The organism is Peribacillus suis (assembly GCF_059384845.1).
In genome coordinates this window covers 1,521,488-1,544,340 of record NZ_CM182019.1, presented here as the reverse complement: position 1 = coordinate 1,544,340, position 22,853 = coordinate 1,521,488, and the positions used below count along the sequence as shown (strand labels likewise).

Annotated in this window: 20 protein-coding genes; all 20 read right to left on the bottom strand. The window is 41.4% G+C overall.

Features of this window, described 5'->3' with window-relative positions; genetic code table 11:
• Positions 1-205: 205 nt before the first annotated feature.
• Positions 206-1,075: a 4-hydroxy-tetrahydrodipicolinate synthase gene (gene dapA / locus AC503W_RS07645; protein ID WP_494917297.1), complete on the bottom strand. Its 870-nt coding sequence runs from the start codon at positions 1,073-1,075 to the stop codon at positions 206-208.
• A 39-nt stretch (positions 1,076-1,114) separates the two neighbouring features.
• Positions 1,115-2,341: an aspartate kinase gene (gene dapG / locus AC503W_RS07640; RefSeq protein WP_402868426.1), complete on the bottom strand. Its 1,227-nt coding sequence runs from the start codon at positions 2,339-2,341 to the stop codon at positions 1,115-1,117.
• 94 nt (positions 2,342-2,435) lie between these two features.
• A complete protein-coding gene (asd, locus tag AC503W_RS07635) occupies positions 2,436-3,491 on the bottom strand; it encodes an aspartate-semialdehyde dehydrogenase (RefSeq protein ID WP_402868424.1) in 1,056 nt (351 codons plus the stop codon).
• Positions 3,492-3,715: 224 nt separating this feature from the next.
• Complete coding sequence (locus AC503W_RS07630) at positions 3,716-4,318, bottom strand: dipicolinate synthase subunit B (protein ID WP_402956346.1); 603 nt, start codon at positions 4,316-4,318, stop codon at positions 3,716-3,718.
• Positions 4,315-5,217 (bottom strand): dipicolinic acid synthetase subunit A, encoded by a 903-nt coding sequence (gene dpaA, locus AC503W_RS07625; protein WP_402956345.1) that lies wholly within the window; start codon positions 5,215-5,217, stop codon positions 4,315-4,317. The genes AC503W_RS07630 and dpaA overlap by 4 nt, the downstream gene beginning before the upstream one ends.
• 194 nt (positions 5,218-5,411) lie before the next feature.
• The gene (locus AC503W_RS07620; RefSeq protein WP_402868419.1) at positions 5,412-5,690 is read right to left on the bottom strand and encodes a YlmC/YmxH family sporulation protein; all 279 of its coding nucleotides are present in this window, start codon (positions 5,688-5,690) and stop codon (positions 5,412-5,414) included.
• A gap of 139 nt (positions 5,691-5,829) precedes the next feature.
• Positions 5,830-7,056, bottom strand: a complete 1,227-nt coding sequence (locus tag AC503W_RS07615) for a M16 family metallopeptidase (protein ID WP_494916628.1) — start codon at positions 7,054-7,056, stop codon at positions 5,830-5,832.
• 55 nt (positions 7,057-7,111) lie between these two features.
• On the bottom strand, positions 7,112-8,062 hold the full coding sequence (locus AC503W_RS07610; RefSeq protein ID WP_494916626.1) for a polysaccharide deacetylase family protein: 951 nt from the start codon (positions 8,060-8,062) through the stop codon (positions 7,112-7,114).
• A gap of 157 nt (positions 8,063-8,219) precedes the next feature.
• Positions 8,220-10,337, bottom strand: coding sequence for a polyribonucleotide nucleotidyltransferase (gene pnp / locus AC503W_RS07605; protein WP_402868413.1), 2,118 nt, complete (start codon positions 10,335-10,337; stop codon positions 8,220-8,222).
• Between the two features lie 323 nt (positions 10,338-10,660).
• Complete coding sequence (rpsO, locus tag AC503W_RS07600) at positions 10,661-10,930, bottom strand: 30S ribosomal protein S15 (RefSeq protein ID WP_402868411.1); 270 nt, start codon at positions 10,928-10,930, stop codon at positions 10,661-10,663.
• A 159-nt stretch (positions 10,931-11,089) separates the two neighbouring features.
• Positions 11,090-12,040 carry a bifunctional riboflavin kinase/FAD synthetase gene (gene ribF, locus AC503W_RS07595; protein WP_407407632.1) on the bottom strand — a complete coding sequence of 317 codons (951 nt, stop codon included), beginning with the start codon at positions 12,038-12,040 and terminating at the stop codon, positions 11,090-11,092.
• 34 nt (positions 12,041-12,074) lie between these two features.
• The gene (truB, locus tag AC503W_RS07590; RefSeq protein WP_402868405.1) at positions 12,075-12,995 is read right to left on the bottom strand and encodes a tRNA pseudouridine(55) synthase TruB; all 921 of its coding nucleotides are present in this window, start codon (positions 12,993-12,995) and stop codon (positions 12,075-12,077) included.
• A 93-nt stretch (positions 12,996-13,088) separates the two neighbouring features.
• On the bottom strand, positions 13,089-13,457 hold the full coding sequence (gene rbfA, locus AC503W_RS07585; RefSeq protein ID WP_402868404.1) for a 30S ribosome-binding factor RbfA: 369 nt from the start codon (positions 13,455-13,457) through the stop codon (positions 13,089-13,091).
• A gap of 17 nt (positions 13,458-13,474) precedes the next feature.
• Complete coding sequence (locus AC503W_RS07580) at positions 13,475-13,756, bottom strand: DUF503 domain-containing protein (RefSeq protein WP_402868403.1); 282 nt, start codon at positions 13,754-13,756, stop codon at positions 13,475-13,477.
• Positions 13,753-15,912 (bottom strand): translation initiation factor IF-2, encoded by a 2,160-nt coding sequence (gene infB, locus AC503W_RS07575; protein WP_402868401.1) that lies wholly within the window; start codon positions 15,910-15,912, stop codon positions 13,753-13,755. The genes AC503W_RS07580 and infB overlap by 4 nt, the downstream gene beginning before the upstream one ends.
• A gap of 19 nt (positions 15,913-15,931) precedes the next feature.
• The gene (locus AC503W_RS07570; protein ID WP_402868399.1) at positions 15,932-16,237 is read right to left on the bottom strand and encodes a YlxQ family RNA-binding protein; all 306 of its coding nucleotides are present in this window, start codon (positions 16,235-16,237) and stop codon (positions 15,932-15,934) included.
• Positions 16,238-16,241: 4 nt separating this feature from the next.
• Positions 16,242-16,517: an RNase P modulator RnpM gene (gene rnpM, locus AC503W_RS07565; protein WP_402868398.1), complete on the bottom strand. Its 276-nt coding sequence runs from the start codon at positions 16,515-16,517 to the stop codon at positions 16,242-16,244.
• A 17-nt stretch (positions 16,518-16,534) separates the two neighbouring features.
• A complete protein-coding gene (gene nusA / locus AC503W_RS07560) occupies positions 16,535-17,665 on the bottom strand; it encodes a transcription termination factor NusA (RefSeq protein ID WP_402868396.1) in 1,131 nt (376 codons plus the stop codon).
• 40 nt (positions 17,666-17,705) lie between these two features.
• Positions 17,706-18,179 carry a ribosome maturation factor RimP gene (gene rimP / locus AC503W_RS07555; RefSeq protein ID WP_402868394.1) on the bottom strand — a complete coding sequence of 158 codons (474 nt, stop codon included), beginning with the start codon at positions 18,177-18,179 and terminating at the stop codon, positions 17,706-17,708.
• A gap of 193 nt (positions 18,180-18,372) precedes the next feature.
• Complete coding sequence (locus AC503W_RS07550; protein ID WP_402868392.1) at positions 18,373-22,692, bottom strand: PolC-type DNA polymerase III; 4,320 nt, start codon at positions 22,690-22,692, stop codon at positions 18,373-18,375.
• Positions 22,693-22,853 lie beyond the last annotated feature (161 nt).

Genomic DNA, 22,853 nt, shown 5'->3' with positions numbered 1-22,853 from the left:
TTAGAAAGATTTTTTCCTCTACTTGGCCATGCGTATATGTATAGGTCCCACTTCTCAATTTTTGTCTTTTTTAAAGAAAAGACTATTAGAAGTATAAGCCTTTATCCTATAACTGGAAAGAAAATAATACGGGAATCCCAAACTAATCATTCTCTATGTAAAAACAAGCCAATCATTAAACGATCAGCTTGTTTGGTGATTATTTTTATTTATTTAAGACGGATATGAGCGTTAAGCGCTCTTTTTCAGTCAATGGTACAATTGGTAACCTGACTGAGCCTACATCTATGCCACGAATTTGAAGAGCCGTTTTAACAGGCGCAGGGCTTGGTGCTGCAAATAAGCCTTTTATGAGCGGGAGTAGCTCCTGATGAAGTCTCGCCGCTTCCGATAAGTTCCCAGTGACGAAAGCTTCAACAATTTTCTGCATTTCATTCCCGGCTACATGGGAAGCAACCGATACGACCCCAACCCCACCGATTGCTAGTACAGGAAGGGTTAAAGCATCATCGCCACTATATAAAGCGAAATCTTCATCCGTTTCGGCAATGATTTGGGTCATGGCGTTTAAATCGCCGCTCGCCTCTTTCACAGCCACGATATTCGGTATTTCCGCAAGGCGAATAATGGTCTTCGGTTCAATATTGACCGAAGCACGTCCCGGAATGTTATAAACCATGACCGGCAATGTCGTACTTTCGGCAATCGCTTTAAAATGTTGGTATAGGCCTTCCTGATTCGTTTTACTATAATAAGGAGCCACCAACATGATTGCGTCGGCGCCATTCTTTTCTGCTTTTTTAGTCAGCTCAATGGAAGCATATGTGTTATTGCTCCCAGTTCCCATGATGATTGGCACCCGTTTTTCTACAACCTTGGTGACATGGCGAAGCAAGGCTATCTTCTCTTCCGAGGATAATGTCGGTGATTCCCCAGTTGTACCCGCAAGTACAAGCGAATCCGTTCCGTTCGATAATAAGTAATTGACTAATTTAGTTGTTTTTTGAAAATCAACGTTTCCCTTGCTATCGAAAGGGGTGACCATTGCGGTTGATACTCTACCAAATATCATTATTTAACACCTCTTTAATTTTTAAAACCTCTATATAATAGATTATTCTGCTTCTATTTCATGTAAATGGAATGCATCATGAAGTGAATTTACAGCCTTGATTAAATCTTCTTCCTTCACTAGAACCCATATAGTCGTATGGCTATCCGCGGATTGTAGAATCGAGATTTCATTTTCCGATAATGCTGTGACAATTTTTGATGCAACCCCAGGTACTCCGTTGATGCCTGCTCCCACGACTGATACCTTCGCACAATTCCGCTCAACGAGAGGCTCATGTCCCATTCCTGTAAGAATGGAAAGTGCAAGTTCGGTCATCTCTTCCGTGACCGTATACACGACACCATGCGGAGAAATATTGATAAAGTCTACGGAAATAGATGCATTTGCCATTGCTTTAAACACTTCTGCCTGTAAATTATATTGTCCTTTTTTTGCATTCACCTTAATTTGGGTGATTTTCGAAACATGAGCGATTCCTGTAACGAGTCTTTCCCTGATATCACTACCTTGGCTTCCTTTATTGACACTGGTAACCAGAGTTCCCAACCCTTCACTGTATGTCGAACGAATCCGGATTGGTACTTTTGCCTGCATAGCAATTTCGACCGCGCGGGGATGGATGACTTTAGCGCCTTGATATGCCATATTGCATACCTCAGTATATGAAACGATCGATAATGGGCGTGCATGCTCTGCAATCCGTGGATCAGCGGTCATGATACCTTCGACGTCCGTGAAAATATCAACGCGGTCAGCCTGTAAAGCCGCCCCCAATGCAGCAGCCGAAGTGTCACTTCCACCTCGTCCAATAGTTGTCATGTCCCCATTTTTAGCGGCCCCTTGGAAGCCTGCGACCACGACGACATCCTTCAATTCAAGTTCTTTCAGAAGACGGTCACATTTCATTTCAATGATTTTCGCACTCGAAAATTCATAATTCGTCTGGAACCCTGCTTGAGCACCTGTGTATGCAGTAGCCTCGATTCCATGTTCCAATAACATATTCGTAAATACGACAGAAGAGATCGTTTCCCCTACCGACATTAGTAAATCCTGTTCCCGCTTGGAGAGGCGGGCGTTGGAACCATTCACTAAAGAAAGTAACGTATCCGTCGCATATGGATCGCCTTTCCTACCCATGGCAGAAACAACGACCACCACTTTGTAGCCTTCTTTAATTGCCCTTTCGATATGATTCTTGGCATGGGCCCGGCTCTCTTCGTCCCGGACTGATGTCCCACCGAATTTCTGGACGATTATTTTCACTATTCTCACCCCAAATATAAGCCAGCTCCCCCGTTAAGGAAGCTGACCTAACTCTCTATCATGTTGACAAGTCTTAGCTGCTTGAGTTTTTACCTTACTTAACTGTCACTAACCCTAATTTTAAAAGGCTTTCAGCTATTTGGACAGAATTCCATGCTGCCCCTTTTAATAGGTTATCGGAAACTATCCATAAATGGAAGCCTTTATCTTCATCTAAATCTTTACGGATCCGGCCAACGAATACGTCATTCTTGCCGACAGATGATGCAGGCGTTGGATAAACCTGTTGTTCTGGCTCATCTTCTAATACGACTCCCGGTGCCGTTTTCATCAAATTCTTGATCTCAGACGCAGAAATGCCTTCTTTTTCGACTTCGATGTATACGGATTCCGAATGCCCCGTTACAACAGGAAGCCTTACGCAAGTTGCCGCTACAGGTAGCTCTTCCATATGCATGATTTTCTTTGTTTCATTAATCATTTTCATTTCTTCAAACGTGAATCCATTATCTTGGAACCTATCGATTTGTGGAATGACATTGAAAGCAATTTGATAATGCTTGGCATCCCCTTTTACCGGCAAGATTTTTGGTTCGATTTCTTTTTCATCCAGAAGATCACGAGCCTGATCCTTTAGTTCGTTTATCGCAGCGACTCCAGCTCCAGATACTGCCTGGTATGTTGAAACGACTACCTTTGATAAACCAAACTCTTGACGGATTGGTTCCAATGCAACAACCATCTGGATTGTTGAGCAATTCGGGTTGGCAATGATCCCGTTATGCTGTTTCAAGTCCTCTTCATTTACTTCCGGTACAACAAGCGGAACATTTTCATCCATGCGGAACGCGCTTGTATTATCTACTACTATTGCTCCTCTTTTTACTGCTTCAGGAGCCAATTCCTTAGACACACTTCCTCCTGCACTGAAAAGAGCGATATCTATGCCTTCAAAGCTTTCAGGTTTTGCTTCCTGAACTTCGATTTCTTCGCCTTTAAATGACAATTTAGTCCCTGCAGAACGAGCCGATGATAAAAAGATGATTTTCTTAATCGGTAAATCCCGTTGTTCAAGTGTTGAAATCATTTGTTGTCCTACTGCTCCAGTCGCTCCTACTACTGCAATATGCAATCCCTGTGTCCCGGTCATTTGTCCATACTCCTTTTCTATCTCTAAAAGTTGGTTTATAATTTGTCTAATTATTTCTACTTGCTCAGAATATCATATATTTTAACACATTAACATTCGAAAGAACGCACTTTAACAAAATATTCTGGTAGTATAGATTGTTTTTGGTTCTTAACGATAATTCCAACTGGTTGCAAAGCATGAACAAATGACATTTCCTGGATTTAGGCATTATGGAACGACAATTAGATTACATCATCTTTGAACCTTTCAATAATCACTGGCTGTATTTGTTCTCCTTCTATTGCCGCCACGATGGTATCCCGAATCAAACTCATTCTCGCCACCATCGAGCTCGGTTTGCCTACCGGATTATCTTGGCCGTATGGAACAAAATAAATATCCTTTGCAGCCATCAGCCTCATTAAATTTACACCATTCAAACCAAGGGCATCGTTGGTTGAAATCGCAACCACAACTGGACGGTGATTTCTCATCGTCGCTTTTGCAGCCATAAGTACAGGCGAATCTGTAAGGGCATTTGCCATCTTACTCATCGAATTCCCGGTCAACGGAGCAATGACCATGCAGTCTAGCGGCAATTTAGGTCCTAATGGCTCTGCTTTGACGATTGTATCAACGGCTTCATTTCCCGTCAATTTTTCTATACGTGCAACCCAGTCCTCCCCATTTCCAAAGCGTGTTTCCGTATTTTGAACAGTGGATGTCACAATCGGAATGACTTCTGCCCCTTCATTTATAAGTTTTTCTATCTCGGGAAACACACTATCGTATGTGCAATGCGATCCTGTCAATCCAAAACCGATCCGTTTACCTTTCAGACTCATAATTTTTTCCCCTTTCTTTTCAAGAATTCCCCTTGGATCAAGACCCCAAGTGCATTCGCCAAAATTTGACCGGCAGTTTTCGGGGCCACTATCCCCGGTAGGCTTGGCGCCAATAACGCTTTAATTCCCCTTTTTTCCGCAAAACGAAAATCCGTCCCTCCAGGCTTTGAAGCAAGGTCAATAATCAAAGTGTGAACGGGCATGTTTGCAAGAACGTCTGCTGTAATGATTGGAAAAGGGATGGTATTAATGCAAATATCAACATTTTTCATTTCGGACGCAAGATCATTTAGATGAAAAGGGATTATCGCCATTTCAGTAATTCTCGCAATATCTTCGCTTTTCCTCGCCCCTACCTTCACTTTGGCTCCAAGTGCTTGAAATGATCGTGCCACACTCATCCCAACCCTTCCTAGGCCTAGAACGGCAACATCCGATCCATGGATGGTAAAATCCGTGTGTTGAATAGCCATCATGATTGCGCCCTCTACGGTGGGAATCGAATTGTATATCGCTACATCGTCTCGTTCAAATAAGAGTACGAGTTTACGATCTGCTTCCTTGAATAGTCGATCGAGGTAATCATTACTGATTCCTGAATAAAATACACAATCCTTTGGCGTGTCATTTATCATGGACTCGGTCAAGAAAACATCTTCACTGGAGAAGATGGTTTCCACTTTACCGGTTGAATCCGTCCCTCGCACAGGCAAGATAACTGCATCCAGTTCCGTAAAATTTATATCTTCTAATTTCTCCTTAACCGCACCTGTAAACGCATGGTCAAGCTGTTCAAACCCTACTAAAAACAGCTTCGCATCTAGCTCAGTCAGTTTACGAACAACTTCAAGCTGACGCGCATCCCCACCGATTACAGCGATTTGCATGTCTGTGAGCATTAAATCGTCACCTTCTTTTTAAAAATCCAACCCACTCCTCGCCCAAGATCAACTCTTGAAGGCGTTTTGTTATCCGATATTCATTCAGTCTCCATCCATCTTATGTACTGAAATAAAGAACGGTGATTAGAAAAGTAAAAACGCCTATAGCTATTACCAGCTAAGGCGTCATTAGTCTTTTCTCATTTTCATTCCTATCCATCCATATGTTCTCCGTCTTCCACCGAATGAGCTTCAAGTTCTTCCCTAAAATCGATAATGAGCATATCCGTTCCCACTTTTTTAATGTGATTCCATGGTACCCTGATTTCACTTCCATTTCTGAAAAGCCCAAACCATTTTACTGAAGGAATGACCAAAGTGGTAATTTGTCCCGTTTCGTCAAATTCCAAATCCGTTTGTCCCAGGACACCTAATCGTTCTGCCCTGTTCACATCGACTATCTCTTTTCCACTTAATTCACTCAGCCTCAAATCCGAATCCCCCTTTTTTTCTCCTTAATTCCATCTATATCCGAAATCAAGAGAACTTAGAAGGCATTTATAAAATTAGTCGTCCCCTTCCTTCCAAAAAAAACCTGCCCTCCTAAACAGAAGAACAGGTCGTAGATATTTATTTATCCCAATTTTCCAAAGGGCTCACCAACGATAAAGAGTGTTCTGTGAAGATACGGTTTGCTAGTTCATTGACACTATCTTCCGTAACTTCATCAATCTTGACGATGATATCATCCAGTGAACGATGCTCACCTAGCATTAGCTCATTTTTGCCATTACGGCTCATTCGGCTGTTTGTGCTCTCAAGGCTTAGCATTAAGCTACCTTTTAGCTGTTCCTTACTATTTCGCAATTCTTTTTCTGTGATTCCGTCTCTTTTCAGCGTAGCAAGCGTCTCCTGGATTGTATCATACAAGCTGTCAAGCTGGCTTGTGCCTGTCCCACCATAAATGGTCACTAAACCCGTATCCTGGTAGCTTGAATGGTAAGAATATACCGAGTAGGCCAGCCCACGTTGCTCACGGACCTCTTGGAATAGACGGCTACTCATGCTACCTCCAAGGATATTATTCAATGTGACTAAACTATAGGTTTTATCATTTCCGATTTCCAAACCTTTGAAACCGAGGCATAGGTGTGCTTGTTCAGTCTCTTTTTTACGAGTGATTCTATTTTCATGGAATGAAGGCTTCACCAATTTAAGACGCTCTTCCCCACCTTGATAGGAACCAAAGTAACTTTCCACTTCCTGAATCAACTTCTCGTCCACATTTCCAGCAATCGAGATGACGACTTTATCAGGCGTATACATATCATGAACATATTTCTTAAGTGTTTCACTATTGAATGTTTCCAACGTACTTTCCGTACCAAGGATTGGATAGCCAAGAGGATGATTTTCATAGACAGCCTTGCTCAAAAGGTCATGGACGATATCATCGGGTGTATCTTCATACATTTTGATTTCTTCATAGACAACATTTTTTTCTTTTTTCAATTCTTCCTCATCAAATGTAGAGTTGAAGAACATATCAGCAAGAATTTCAAGAGCATAGCTTGCATGGTTATCCATTACTTTAGCATAGTAGCATGTATACTCTTTTGAAGTAAATGCATTCACTTGGCCGCCAATGCTGTCAAACGACTCGGCGATTTCACGCGCGTTCCTCGTTGTCGTCCCTTTGAAAAACATATGCTCAAGAAAATGGGATACACCATTCAGTTCCGGTGTTTCATTCCGCGAACCGGTCTTGATCCAAACTCCAATTGCCGCTGAACGCACTGTTGGAATATTTTCCAATACTATTCTTACTCCATTTTGACACGTGTATTTCTTAATCAACTAACATTCCTCCCAATCATTCTATGCTGCTATCGTAACCAAAGCGTTACGGATTCTAGCGTTCCTCACTAACTGCTTCCGAAACCTTAACAACTTCAAGGTCTTTCTTTTCTATATTAATAATTAACGTCTCCAAGGATTTGGCTGTAGATTCTGTCGGATGCATTAAAATAAAAGCTCCAGGGTGAACTTTAGAAAGGACCCTTTGTTGAAGGACCTCGGGGCTCGGTTTTTGCCAGTCAATCGTATCCACACTCCACATCACGGTCCCCATTCCTAAAGAACTCGCAATTTTGACCGTTTCGTCTCGATAACTCCCACTTGGAGGGGCGAACCAATTCATCTTCACGCCCGTCACAGCTTCCACCACTTCATTCGTCTTGGTGATTTCCTCCCGTGTTGCCTGTGAGGAAATGGTTTGCATATTAGGATGCGAGTATGAATGATTACCTATTTCATGACCACCATCCACAATCATTTTTGCGAATTCCGGATTATTTTTCGTCCATTTCCCTTCTAGAAAAAACGTCGCCTTTACATTATGCTTCTTCAACACAGCCAACATATCTTGTAGGTATTCATTTCCCCAAGCCACATTGATTAAAAATGATACAACCTGCTTTTCCGGATGTGCCCGGTAAATGGGTGCAGGCTCAAGATCTTTTAAATGGACTTTTGGGGGCACTTGTTCATACACAAGCTTATCCTTATCGAATTTATCCTCCTTCTTCATTGCTTTATACGAAGCCTGGATATTGACCGTAAGGCCATTATACCCAGGAACGGTCTTCCAAACCGAATCTATTCGTGCATCTTGGGGTGCAATCTCATATTTTGGGGCTGATCCTTTTATCTCGGTAAGCAGTTCATCTTCCTGCTTCATGGTAGCCACTGATTGATTCGTTAACTGGGTCAAATAAACTTGTGTATATGGATTTTGCACTAATAACCATGATATACCTGCAATGGCACTTATCGCAACTATCTGCTTCCATTTATTATTCATTTTTTACGCCCCCTTCATACAGAAATGTATGAAGAAAATGGACAAGGTAGAACATGACAACTTTCAATTGCTGAAATGCTTATAAATATGGAGCCTTTTCAAACAAAAAAAGCATGCAGGTTCATAAAGAGAACCGCATGCCGTATATTCTTTTTTCTTATGATTGAGAAGGATTAGCTGCTTCTTTTTGTTCTTTAAGTACAGCTTTACGAGAAAGGTTAACCCTACCTTGTTTGTCAATCTCAGTGACCTTTACTAATAGCTCATCGCCAAGTGAAACGACATCTTCCACTTTGCCGACTCTTTCTTCAGCCAATTCCGAAATATGGACCAAACCATCTTTACCATTGAAGATCTCAACGAAGCAACCGAATTTTTCAATGCGTTTAACTTTACCTAAGTATAGCTCGCCCACAACGACTTCACGAACGATGTCTTCAATGATTTTTTTAGCTTTTTCGATCATTGGTTCGTCCGTTGAAGAAATGAATACCGTACCATCTTGTTCGATATCGATCTTCACGCCGGTCTCTTCAATGATTTTATTGATATGTTTACCACTAGGTCCGATAACATCGCGGATTTTGTCCGGATTAATGGTCATTGTAACGATTTTAGGCGCATATTTGGACAATTTTTCACGCGGTTGATTGATTGTAGCAATCATCGATTCCAAGATATGCATGCGGCCTTTTTTAGCTTGAAGCAATGCTTCTTCAAGAATTTCTCTTGAAAGACCATCAATTTTGATATCCATTTGAAGAGCGGTAACACCTTTAGATGTTCCAGCCACTTTAAAGTCCATATCGCCAAGGTGATCTTCCATGCCTTGAATATCAGTCAGGATCGTATAATGCTCACCTGTTTTTACAAGACCCATTGCGATACCTGCAACCGGTGCTTTCAATGGAACACCCGCGTCCATCATAGCTAGCGTACTAGCACAGATACTTGCTTGAGATGTTGATCCATTAGATTCAAGTACTTCAGATACAAGTCTGATTGTATAAGGGAAGTCTTTATCATTTGGAATGACTGGTTCCAATGCTCTTTCACCAAGTGCACCGTGACCGATTTCACGACGTCCTGCCCCGCGGATCGGACCTGTTTCCCCAACACTGAAATGTGGGAAGTTATAATGATGCATAAAGCGTTTTGACTCTTCTGTTCCAAGCCCGTCCAAAATTTGTACATCTCCTAGTGCTCCCAGTGTACAAATGGATAGTGCTTGTGTTTGTCCGCGTGTGAACAATCCAGAGCCGTGGGTACGTGGTAAAATCGTAACTTCAGATGACAATGGTCTGATTTCATCAGGATTACGGCCATCCGGACGTACTTTTTCTTCCGTGATTAAACGGCGGACTTCTGATTTAACCAGTTTATTTAAAATTTCTTTAATTTGTTTTAGTTTTTCTTCATCAGTTTCTTCTTCGTATTTAGCCAACACATCATCTTTAACCTCTTTGATGGCGGCTTCACGTGCATGTTTTTCCTGAACTTGTACAGCTTTGTTAAGTTCCGCCTCACATAGGCCTTTCACTTCTGCTTCAAGTTCTTCATCCACTTTATACAAAGTGATTTGTAGCTTTTCCTTGCCAATTTCAGCAACGATTTTTTCTTGGAATGCAATGACCTTCTTGATTTCATCATGTCCAAACATGATGGCTTCAAGCATTGTTTCTTCAGGCACTTCATTCGCTCCAGCTTCAACCATGTTGATAGCGTCCTTTGTTCCAGCAACCGTTAAGTTGATATCACTTTTCGCAAGTTGGTCAACAGTAGGGTTTATGATGAATTCATTATTGATTCTTCCTACTACTACGCCCGCGATTGGTCCTTCAAACGGAATGTCAGAAACTGAAAGTGCAAGGGAAGAACCTAGCATTGCTGCCATTTCTGTAGAACAATCTTGATCAACACTCATGACCATGCTGATGATTTGAACGTCGTTCCTGAAACCATCCGCAAATAGTGGACGAATTGGACGGTCAATTAGACGGCTTGCCAAAATAGCTCTTTCGCTCGGTCTACCCTCACGTTTAATGAAGCCCCCTGGAATTTTACCGACTGCATACAGTCTTTCTTCGTAGTTGACTGTCAACGGGAAGAAGTCGACGTTTCTAGGTTCTTTAGAAGCAGTTGCTGTACTTAAGACAGCTGTTTCGCCATAACGGACTAAAACGGCTCCGTTCGCTTGTTTGGCCAACTGACCGATTTCTACCGTTACATTACGGCCGGCCCAGTCAAATGAATACGTATGTTTTCCCTGTCCCATTTATTAAACCCCTCTCTGAATCTTCGCTATTAGAGGCTTAGTTTACCTAAACCTTTATTAAATTAAATCATTATATGTGAAAGTAATTGAACTCAAGTTATAACCAAACTATCACTATTATGCACGAAAAAAACAAGTGTTAACAGTAATATGACTAAATATTTATTCATTCAATTATGTATATATCTTAATCATTTATGAGTAGAAAAAAACTCGGCGGCTGCCGAGTCCAAAGGACGATGGCTTAGCCTAAAAATTGATAGCGTCCAAATCATTTGAATAACATCAAAAAAGCGGGAAATTTCCCGCTTTTTTTGAAAAAATTATCTACGTAGACCTAATGTGTTAATTAGTGTACGGTAACGAGTAACGTCTTTATTACGTAGGTAAGTTAAAAGATTACGACGTTTACCTACCATTTTAAGAAGACCGCGACGAGAATGGTGATCTTTTTTGTGTGTGCGTAAGTGACCGTTCAAGTTGTTGATTTCTTCTGTTAGTACTGCGATTTGAACTTCTGGAGATCCAGTGTCAGTATCGTGAGTTCTGAACTCAGCGATAAGTTCGTTTTTGCGTTCTTGTGTAATAGCCATGTTATTATTCCTCCTAAAATTCTGTAAAATCACCTATTACCGAGCCAGCGTCGGAGTCTCGACTAGCCAAGCAATGGTTATTTTCATACATACAATAGAATACATGTTTTCCGTCAAAATTGCAAGCCTTGTCTTCTATCCTTTTGGTTTCTTACAATGTTACCCGTTCAATTCGGCAAAATATGCTTGCGTATTTTGCTTGTCAATTTCAATCTGGTTGACTAACTCTTCAAGTCCCGAGAATTTGCGCTCGCTTCTCAACCTAATATGCCACTCGACTGACACCTGTTCTCCATAGATATCTCCTGTAAAACCTAATGCATGAACTTCTACGCTAGGATATTCGGGTTTTTCTTCATGGAATGTCGGCTTATACCCTACATTGCACACCCCATCATACCAGGATCCACTTATTTTAATCCTGACTGCATATACGCCAGGTGCGGGGAATATGTAATCATCACTCACTTCAATATTCGCGGTCGGGAATCCTAACTTTCTCCCCCGCTTTTCTCCATGGACTACATGTCCCTTTGTTACATAGCGACGACCCGCTAAATGATAGAAGTCAGAAAAATCACCATTGCTGAGCGTCTCCCTGATTCTTGTGGAACTTACCTTTCCGTCCTCGAATGTCTGCTTTGCAACGACGGTTTGACCAAATCTTCCCTTAGCATAGATAGGTAGATCATCCATCGATCCATTACCATAGCGGCCATATGAATAATCAAAACCTGCTACAACGTGACGGACATTCAGACCCACTAGGTAATCATCCACGAACTCCTCAGGTAGCATCGAAGCGAATTCCTTACTGAAGTGGACGACAAATAGGTAATCGATTTCCATCGTTTCTATGATTTTTATCTTATCTTCCAGTGGTGTAATATAACGGATGTTTCCCACTTTCTTCCCTAATACAGCGGAAGGATGTGGATCAAATGTCATGACTGCTGACATAAGATTCATTTCATGAGCCTTTTGCTTAGCGGTTTGGATGACAGTTTGATGTCCTTTATGGATGCCATCAAAAAAACCAAGTGCCATGACAAGCTCAGGGAAGTCATCCGGTTTAAATTGATGAGGATGCTCTAATGCAATCACTTTCACCTTTCAATCTCCTCTTTCCGACGGCAAAAACGGTCTATGATTCTTGTGCGAAAACTTTGACAGGTTTAATTAACCCTTCTTTTGTGGGATGTATTTGATAAATGGCAATCGCCTTATCAGTGGGATCCATCATGACAAATGGTTGCCCCTTTTCAAAAACAACATCCTCCGTTTGTTCCAATACCGCACCGTTAAGTACTTTCTTTGCTACTTTATCATTAATCTGGAATTTCGGCAAATGTAACAATCCACGTTCTAATGGCAACAGAAAATCTCCTGTCTTTTCTGATTCCATGAATTCTTCCACCTCAGCGAACGTGAAACAATCCTCAAGCGTAAAGCCAGCCGCTTCAATCCGGACCAAGTCCGACATATGTGCCGGGTATCCCAATCTTTCGCCCATCATCACCGCTAATGTCCGAATATAGGTTCCTTTGCTACACTTGACACGAAACCGGAAGGAAATGGTTTCACCTTTGAATTCTGAACGATCATCCAGTAAAGTAATATCATGAATAGTTACTTCCCGTGTTGGACGTTCCACTTCTATCCCAGCCCGAGCATATTCATATAGCTTTTTGCCATTTACCTTGACAGCTGAGAACATTGGCGGAGTTTGTTCAATTTTTCCTGTTAGGGATTTCAATACCTCAAGGATTTGTGAACGTTGAAATGTTTCGGTTACCTTTTGTTCCGCCACTTTTTCTCCAGTCGCATCTTCGGTAGCCGTTGAAAAACCAAGCGTCACTTCCCCTTCATACGCTTTACCTGCTTCTGTTAAGTATTCGGCAATTTTCGTTGCCCTGCCGATACATATCGGTAAAACACCGGTGACTTCAGGATCTAAAGTGCCCGTATGTCCGACTTTTTTCGTTTTTAAAATCTTCCTTAATTTAAAAACACAATCATGGGATGTCATTCCCTTTGGTTTCCATAATGGGAGTATGCCGTCCATTCCTTCACCTCATTAATCTTGTCATTTCAAAAAAAAGAGGCCGAGCCAAGAAGTGCAAAGCACTTATTGAGTCAGCCTCCATTTACTGCTTGCTTATTCTTCGTCTTTTACTGAAGGTTTTTCCTCTTTTTTGATTTGAGAAATTAATGATTCGATACGGTTACCATAATCAACGGATTCATCAAATTCAAAAAACAACTCCGGAGTTTTACGCAAGCGAATTCTTTGCCCAATTTCTGAACGCATGAATCCTTTTGCCTTTTCAAGACCCTGCAAAGTTTTTTCCCGTTGCTCCTGGTCTCCCAAGACAGAGATATAAACTGTTGCTTGTTGTAAATCGCCTGTCACTTCAACATCCGTTACTGTGACGAATCCGATTCTTGGATCTTTAATTTTGCGGCCGATGATTTCACTCAGCTCTTTTTTCATTTGTTCGCCCACACGATTTGCTCGAAGGCTCATAATATCACCTCGCTAGCTTATAGCCAGTCTATATCTGTTATTGTGCGCTCAATTTCCGGAAATGAATCTAGAAATTTAAGGGCATTTTGAAGTTCCCTCTCAGTAGCTTTCCTTGAGGATGAAACGGTTACGATAGAAATCTTAGTACGCTGCCAAAGATCCTGGAAATCCGTTTCCGCTACCGAGACATTAAGCTTCTGCTTAAGCCGTGTCATGACACGTTGCAACACAGCTCGTTTTTCTTTCAAAGAATGGGTGTCATAGATTATGCACTCACATTGGACGGATCCAACGATCATTTACGCTCGATCTCTTCCATTATATAAGCCTCAATTACATCGCCCTCTTTAAGGTCATTGTAATTTTTAATGGTAATACCACATTCATAATTTGTTGCCACTTCTTTAACGTCATCTTTAAAACGTTTCAATGCGTCAATTTCACCTTCGTAAATGACAACACCTTCACGAATTAAGCGAATTCCGCTGTCACGCGTAAGTTTTCCTTCGGTAACATATGAACCAGCAATTGTACCAACTTTAGATACTTTGAAAGTTGTACGAACTTCAGCTTGACCAATGATTTTTTCTTCGAACTCAGGATCAAGCATCCCTTTCATAGCCGATTCAATCTCTTCAATTGCTTTGTATATGATACGGTGAAGGCGAACATCAACTTGTTCTGATTCAGCGGCACGCTTCGCATTCGCATCTGGACGAACATTAAAACCAATTACGATTGCATTAGAAGCGGTAGCAAGGATGATATCAGACTCTGTGATAGCACCGACGCCGATATGAATGATTTTTACTTTAGCGCCTTCTACTTCTATTTTATTCAGGGAAGCGGCTACTGCTTCAGCAGAACCTTGAACATCCGCTTTTAAGATGATGTTCAATTCCTTAATTTCCCCTTCTTTCATTTGTTCAAACAATGTATCAAGCGTTACACGTGATTTTTCATTACGTTGTGAAGCAAGTTGTCTCTGTGCACGTACTTCCCCAACTTGGCGGGCTGTTTTCTCATCTTCAAAGACGATGAAACGGTCGCCTGCTTGTGGAACTTCATTCAATCCAGTGATTTCAACCGGTGTTGATGGACCTGCATCCTTAACACGACGTCCAAGATCACTGACCATGGCACGTACACGGCCGAAAGTGTTACCGATAACGATTGGGTCTCCGACTTTCAAAGTACCGTTTTGGACTAGTAACGTCGCTACAGAGCCACGGCCTTTATCCAAACGTGCTTCTATAACCGTTCCGTTCGCTTTACGGGTTGGATTGGCTTTATATTCTTCTACTTCACTAACTAGTAGAATCATTTCCAGCAAGTTATCAATTCCTTCGCCCGTTTTGGCAGAAATAGGTACGAAGATCGTATCTCCACCCCATGCTTCAGAAACTAAACCATGCTCTGTTAATTCTTGCATGACGCGGTCAGGATTAGCTGCTTCTTTATCCATTTTATTAACAGCAACAATGATTGGAACATCCGCTGCTTTAGCATGGTTAATCGCTTCAATTGTTTGCGGCATTACACCGTCATCCGCTGCTACAACAAGAATCGTAATATCCGTGATTAAAGCTCCACGAGCACGCATTGTTGTAAACGCAGCATGTCCTGGTGTATCAAGGAATGTGATTTTCTTGTCATTGACTTTGACTTGGTAAGCACCGATATGTTGAGTGATTCCGCCCGCTTCGCCTTCTGTTACTTTCGTATGGCGAATAGAATCAAGCAATGTCGTTTTACCATGATCGACGTGACCCATGATAGTTACGACTGCTGGACGTTCGATTAAATCTTCAGAAGCATCTTCAGTCACTAATGACTCAAGATCTGTCAAGTCAACACGAATCTCTTCTTCAGCCAATACTCCGTACTCAGTACAGATTAATTCGATAGCATCTTTATCCAACGTTTGGTTGATTGTAGCCATGACTCCAAGCATGAAAAGCTTCTTAATGATTTCAGAAGGTTCACGGTGAAGTTTCTTACCAAGTTCCATGACAGTCAAAGACTCATAAAACGTAATTTTTTCTGGAAGTTCTCTTTCCTTACGTTTTGTAACTGGTGCCTGCGGCGCCGATTGTCTTTGTTTGTTATTCTTATTACGGTTATTTCTTCCCCTGCTAAACTGTCCTGATGGTTTTTTAGTGCCCAACGGTTTAACTGGTGGCTTTTTCTTTAGCTTTTCTTTATTGATCGTGCTTTTCTCATCTGCTTCAGCTTCGTATTTCGCAACCGTTGCATTTGCTTTCGGTTCAGCAGCTGCTTGGGTTGGTTCTTCGCTTTTTGGTTTAAGAGAATCGTTTAATTTGTTTACAGTTGAATCGTCTAATGCTGTCATATGGTTTGTTACCTCTATATTCATTTCTTTAAGTTTATTTATTACGTCTTTACTTGAAACGTTTTTCTGTTTTGCATATTCATATACACGCAATTTTGTCATACGTTCACCCCCGGTAAATTTAATCGAGCAGCATTCGGAGTTTTTGTGCAAAACCTTCATCAAGAACTGCGACAGCAACTCTAGCATCTTTGCCAATAGCATGGCCGAGCATAGATCTGTCTTCGACTCTTTTTAAAGGAACCTGATAAAATGCGCACTTATCAGAGATTTTTTTCTCAGTGTTTTTTGAAGCGTCCGCGGCTAAAATAACAACTTTGGCATTACCGCTTCTAATCTCTTTAACCACTAATTCTTCACCCGAAATTAGCTTGCGTGCTCGATTGGCCAAACCTAATAGAGACATCCATTGTTGTTGTTGGGTCATGGTGTTAGTCTTGCTCCTTATCCACTAATTCAAGCAATTGTTCATAAAGGGAAGAATCGATTTGAGTACTAAGGTGATTTGCCAGCACATTTTTCTTTTTGGCCAGCTCGATAATATTCCGATCAAGGGTCAAATAAGCTCCCCTTCCCGATTTTTTTCCGGTCGGATCAAGGCTGACTTCCCCTTCTTTAGATCGAACGATACGAATGAGTTCTTTCTTTGGCTTCATAACGCCAGTGGCAACACATTTACGCATCGGGATTTTTTTTCGGCTATTCATCTATTTTCACCTCTACCTTACTCGTTATCCTCTTCGAATTCTTCATCCTCTTCATTCACATAACTATCCCGGCTTAATAAGAACTCCTGTTCTTCAACAGGGTAAATACCAGCTTCGCGGGCTTCCGTTTCACTCTTGATATCAATTTTCCAGCCAGTCAGTTTGGCTGCTAAGCGTGCGTTTTGTCCACGCTTACCAATTGCTAGTGAAAGTTGGTAGTCAGGAACAATGACCGTCGTCGCTTTGTCTTCTTCTTTAACGATTACTTCAAGCACTTTTGAAGGACTTAAAGCATTCGCAACAAAGATAACAGGATTTTCTGACCATTTAACGATATCGATCTTCTCACCTTTTAATTCATTGACGATAGCCTGGACACGCTGTCCTTTTTGGCCAACACATGAACCAACTGGATCGACTTCCTCATTATCTGAGTGTACAGAAATTTTTGAGCGGTCGCCTGCTTCTCTGGCAACTGATTTGATTTCTACAGTTCCATCAAAAATCTCAGGCACTTCTATCTCAAACAAACGTTTTAAAAGACCTGGATGGGAACGGGATACAAAAATTTGTGGCCCTTTCGAAGTCTTTTCAACTTTTGTAATGAAAACCTTGATGCGATCGTGAGGTTTATACTGTTCATTTGGCATCTGTTCATTGACAGGAAGCAATGCTTCAATTTTCCCCAAACTCACATAGATGAAACGTGAATCCTGGCGTTGCACGATACCTGTCATGATATCCTCTTCACGGTCTATGAATTCTGCGTAAATGATACCACGTTCAGCTTCACGCACTCTTTGTGTTACGACCTGCTTGGCTGTTTGTGCAGCAATACGGCCGAAATCTTTAGGCGTAACTTCCATTTCCACAATATCTTCCAACTGGTAGTTTGGATCTATTGCTCTTGCTTCTTCAACGGAAATTTCCAGACGTGAATCGAATACTTCCTCGACTACATCTTTTCTGGCAAATACTCGCATGGTGCCTTTGCCTAAATTCAAGTCGATACGTACATTTTGTGCTTGGTTAAAGTTACGGCGATATGCCGATATAAGTGCAGCCTCAATCGCGTCGATCAAAACTTCTCTCGAAATTCCTTTATCATGTTCTAAAATATAGAGAGCATCCAATAACTCATTGCTCATGGTGATCCCCCTTACGGATATTTAATTAATAATTGCTTGATTAAGAGAAGGTAATGGCAAGTCTTGCTTTCGCCACTTTTTCAAATGGAATGACGACTATTTTCTTTCTAGTCTTGATTTTGATTTCAAGCGTCACTTCATTCCCATCATAATTGGTCATGATTCCTTCGAATTCTTTTTCATTTAAAATGGGCTCGTATGTTTTTATGTAAACATTTTTACCGATAGCATTAAGGAAATCCTTCTCTTTTTTTAGAGGCCTTTCCGCTCCGGGAGATGAAACTTCGAGAAAATAAATTTGTGGAATTGGATCGACTTCATCAAGCTTTTCACTGAGCTTTTCACTCGTTTTCCCGCAATCTTCAAGATCTACGCCTGTCTCTTTATCAATGTACACTCGAAGGAACCAGTTCTTGCCTTCCTTCACATACTCCACTTCAACTAATTCAAGCTGCAATTCTTCAAGAATTGGTAGAGCTAATTCTTCTACAACTTCCGTTACCTTTTTACTCATTTGTTTCCTCCATACGTGCGTTGTGTGCGCTTGGTTTCGGATTCAAAATTAAATGGTCAATACAACACGAAAGAGTGGGTTTCCCCACTCTTGCCATTGGTTCCTCTTAGTATTTCCAATAAAAATATACCATAATCAAGATATTTTTGCAAATATCATGTCTGTTTCTTCCTTTTCATAGGCAGTTCCACACTTAAAATAAGGAAAGCTGATTTTGTTCTGGAAGAGCCTCGAGACAGCCTTGTTTATCAAGGTATTCAAGAATTGTCTTGGATACTTTCCCCCGTTGTTGCAAATCTTCCTTGGAGAGAAACTCTCCGTTTTTGCGCGCATTGACAATATTGATCGCCGCATTCGTACCAAGACCTGGAATCGAATTGAAAGGTGGAATTAACGTGTTACCCTCAATGATGAATTGGTCTGCACTCGATTTATACAAGTCTACCTTGGCGAAAGAGTATCCACGCTCACACATTTCCAACGCTAGCTCAAGTACCGTCAGTGTGTTTTTCTCTTTCGTGGAAGCATCCAACCCTTTTACATTTATTTCATCCATCTTGGTCTTGATTGCTTGTGACCCACGTGTCATGGCATCTATTTCGAAGTCATCGGCACGAACCGTGAAATATGCTGCATAATACAATAATGGCAAATGCACTTTGAAATAGGCAATCCGAACCGCCATCAACACATATGCGGCAGCATGTGCTTTCGGGAACATATATTTAATCTTCTTACAGGAATCTATATACCATTCCGGCACTTGATTCTTACGCATTTCCTCTTCGAATTCCTCAGACAAGCCTTTCCCTTTACGTACGGATTCCATGATTTTAAAAGCAAGGGAAGGGTCTAGTCCCTGATAAATGAGATAAACCATAATATCATCCCGGCAACCGATTACTTCGCTAAGTGTACAGATTTTATTATGAATCAGTTCTTGTGCATTGCTCAGCCATACATCGGTACCATGGGATAAACCAGAAATCTGGACAAGCTCGGAAAATGTCGTCGGTTTAGTGTCCTCAAGCATTTGTCTAACAAAACGCGTTCCAAATTCAGGTATGCCAAGTGTCCCGGTTTTACACATGATTTGATCTTCGGTCACACCTAACGATTCCGTGCTGCTGAATATCTTCATTACCTCTGGATCATCTGTAGGAATCGTTTTTGGGTCAATACCACTTAAATCCTGAAGCATCCTGATCACCGTCGGATCATCATGACCAAGTATATCCAGTTTCAAAATATTATCGTGAATGGAGTGGAAATCAAAGTGAGTCGTTTTCCACTCTGAGTTTCTGTCATCCGCAGGGAACTGTATTGGTGAGAAATCATAGATATCCATGTAATCCGGGACAACGATGATTCCCCCTGGATGCTGTCCAGTTGTCCGTTTAACACCCGTACATCCTGCGACAAGGCGATCTGTTTCTGCACCACGCATATGGATATTATTGTCGGCTGAATAGCCTTTAACATATCCGTATGCCGTCTTTTCAGCCACCGTACCGATTGTACCGGCACGATAAACATAATCTTCTCCAAATAGGACCTTCGTATAATCATGGGCTTTCGGCTGATATTCACCAGAGAAGTTCAAGTCAATATCGGGGACCTTATCCCCTTTAAATCCAAGGAACGTTTCAAATGGAATATCATGACCGTCTTTCGTATAGGCAATGCCACAATCCGGGCAATCTTTATCAGGCAAGTCAAACCCTGAGCCTACTGACCCATCATTAAAGAATTCCGATTTCTTACATACTGGGCACACATAATGTGGCGGCAGCGGGTTCACTTCCGTAATTTCTGTCATCGTCGCAACGAATGACGATCCGACCGAACCCCGGGAACCAACGAGATAGCCATCATTCAATGATTTTTTAACCAGTTTATGAGAAATTAAATAGATAACGGCGAATCCATGGCCGATAATACTTTTTAGTTCCTTTTCAAGACGGGCCTCAACGATTTCCGGTAGATTCTCTCCATATATCTTTCTAGCCATTCCATAACTCATTGCACGCATTTCTTCTTCTGCACCCTCGATTTTAGGTGTATATAGATCGTCCTTGATTGGCTTGATGTTTTCTATCATATCTGCAATTTTATTCGTATTTGTGACTACGACTTCTTTTGCCTTCTCGGCACCAAGGAAGGAAAAGTCCCTTAACATTTCATCCGTTGTACGGAAATGGACATCTGGTAGCTTATGTCGATTCAGCATATTCGCCCCACCTTGTGAATTCACAAGGATTTTACGGTATATCTTGTCATTCGGGTCCAAATAATGCACATTTCCTGTCGCCACAACAGGTTTATTAAGCTTTTCTCCGAGCTTGACAATGTTTGAAATAATCGTCTCTAACGACTTTTCATCACGGACAAATTCAAGCTCTATCAAATGTTGATAAACATCCTTTGGATGGATTTCAAGATAATCGTAAAACTCGGCTATTTCAACAACATCCTCAAAACCCTTTTGCATCATCCCTTCGAAGACTTCCCCTTTATCACATCCAGAACCAACAAGAATTCCTTCACGATATTTTTTTAGTTGAGAACGCGGAATCCGCGGAACTCTGTAAAAATAATTAATATGGGATAATGAAATCAATTTAAAGAGATTTTTCAAGCCTTCCTGTGTTTGTGCAATCAAAGTACAATGAGATGGTCGAGAACGCTGATATGCATTTCCGTTTCCCATATTGTCATTTAATTGATCATGATGGGTAATGCCTCTCGCTATCGTTTCCTTCAACATCTTCAGCATCAGGTACCCCGTAGCCTCAGCATCGTATATGGCCCTATGATGTTGAGTCAAATCAATATCGAGCTTTTTACACAATGTGTTCAACCGGTGATTTTTGAACTCAGGATATAAAAATCTCCCTAATTCCAGCGTATCCAATACGGGATTGGTTGCTTTTGGATACCCAATATTTTTGTAGCCCATGTTCAAAAAGCCCATATCAAAACTTGCATTATGCGCAACAAGGATGGCATCTCCCGCCCATTCCTTGAACTTTTCCAATACGTCTGAAACTTCCGGTGCATCCACCAGCATATCATCTGTGATATGAGTCAAGTCGATGATCGTATTGGATAACGGTCGATGTGGGTTAGCGAATGATTCAAATTTATCAATGATGTCTCCATCATGAATTTTCACGGCTGCTAATTCAATGATCGTATCATAAACGGCAGACAAACCAGTCGTCTCGACATCGAAAACGATATAGGTGGCATCGGAAAGTGGTATATGTGCTTCATTATAAGCGATTGGCACACCGTCGTTCACGAGATTCACTTCGACACCATACAAAATCTTGATGTCATGTTTTTGGCCGGCGCCGTAGGCCTCTGGGAAAGATTGAGCCCCTGCATGATCGGTGATGGCAACAGCCTTATGACCCCACTTCGCGGCTTGGGCAACAAGGGCGGATGTCGGCGTCACTGCATCCATTTGGCTCATCGGTGTGTGCATATGAAGCTCGACGCGTTTTTCACCCTCAGGAGCCTTATCCTGCCGTCCCTGCTTAGAGATCTCATTAATATCGTTTGCAATCATAACTAAATCGCGAACAAACGTATCATTTTGAATGCTACCTTGGGCACGTACCCACATTCCTTTTTTAACACGGGCTAGGATAGCAGCATCCTCTTTGTCACGTGAAAACATTTTAACTAAAATAGAGCTTGTATAATCCGTAACTTTAAACGTCAATAGACTACGTCCGCTCCGGAGCTCACGGACTTCCGCGTCAAACACGAAACCTTCAATCGCTATCCTGCGCTCTTCATCAATAATTTGCTCTATGCTACGGAAATCGGCATCTTCTTTAATGGTGTACCCGATTTTAACTGGGCCTTCGTAAACACCCTCGTCTCCTTTTTCCGATTCTTTCTTCTGCATCTCTAGTAACGCGGCAAGTCCCTTTTCCTCATCTTCCTTTTGCTTCTCTGCTAAAAACTTCTTGTAATCAGTTTCCGAAACGTTTTCGTTCACTTCTGCTTCAAGTGTTAATGGAGGGAAACCATACGTTTGATAAATATTCGAAATGAGACCGGAGTATTTCTGTTTTAACTGTCCAGCTTCCGCACCATTACGTGCATTGACGACGAGCTTATACCCTGTCACTTTGGGTTCTTGCTCATTTAAGAGTGATAAAAGTGCTGGCGATATGCCTTGTAGCTCACTTATGCAATTTTTCCAGTATTCTTTGACCAATTCCTCCGTCACTATCGGATTGGCAACATTCATGGTGAATGTAACCTTGGCAATATGGGCAAAAGTACTAGTTAAATGATTTGAAAATCTTGTATGAACACTGCATGGAATTAACGCAGGTATATTAAAGGCAAAATGCCATTTTTGGGACTCTCTCTCTATGGAAAGTTTATCAATTTCGGCACCGATGAAAAAATTCACAAAGGCATCCTCAGTCAAGCCCAATTGCTGGAGCAAGAGTTGAAATCTCTCTCTACCGCTGTTTGGATTTTGATCCATTTCCTCTCTCCCCTTTATCTACTATCTAAAGATATTATTCATCAGTTTCATTCTAATAACAGTGGTTATTATAACATACTAGATGCAGTTCACGGACATCTAATTATAGGGAAAAGGAAAGGCACCATCCAAATGAATGATGCCAAATCAAGCTATGATTT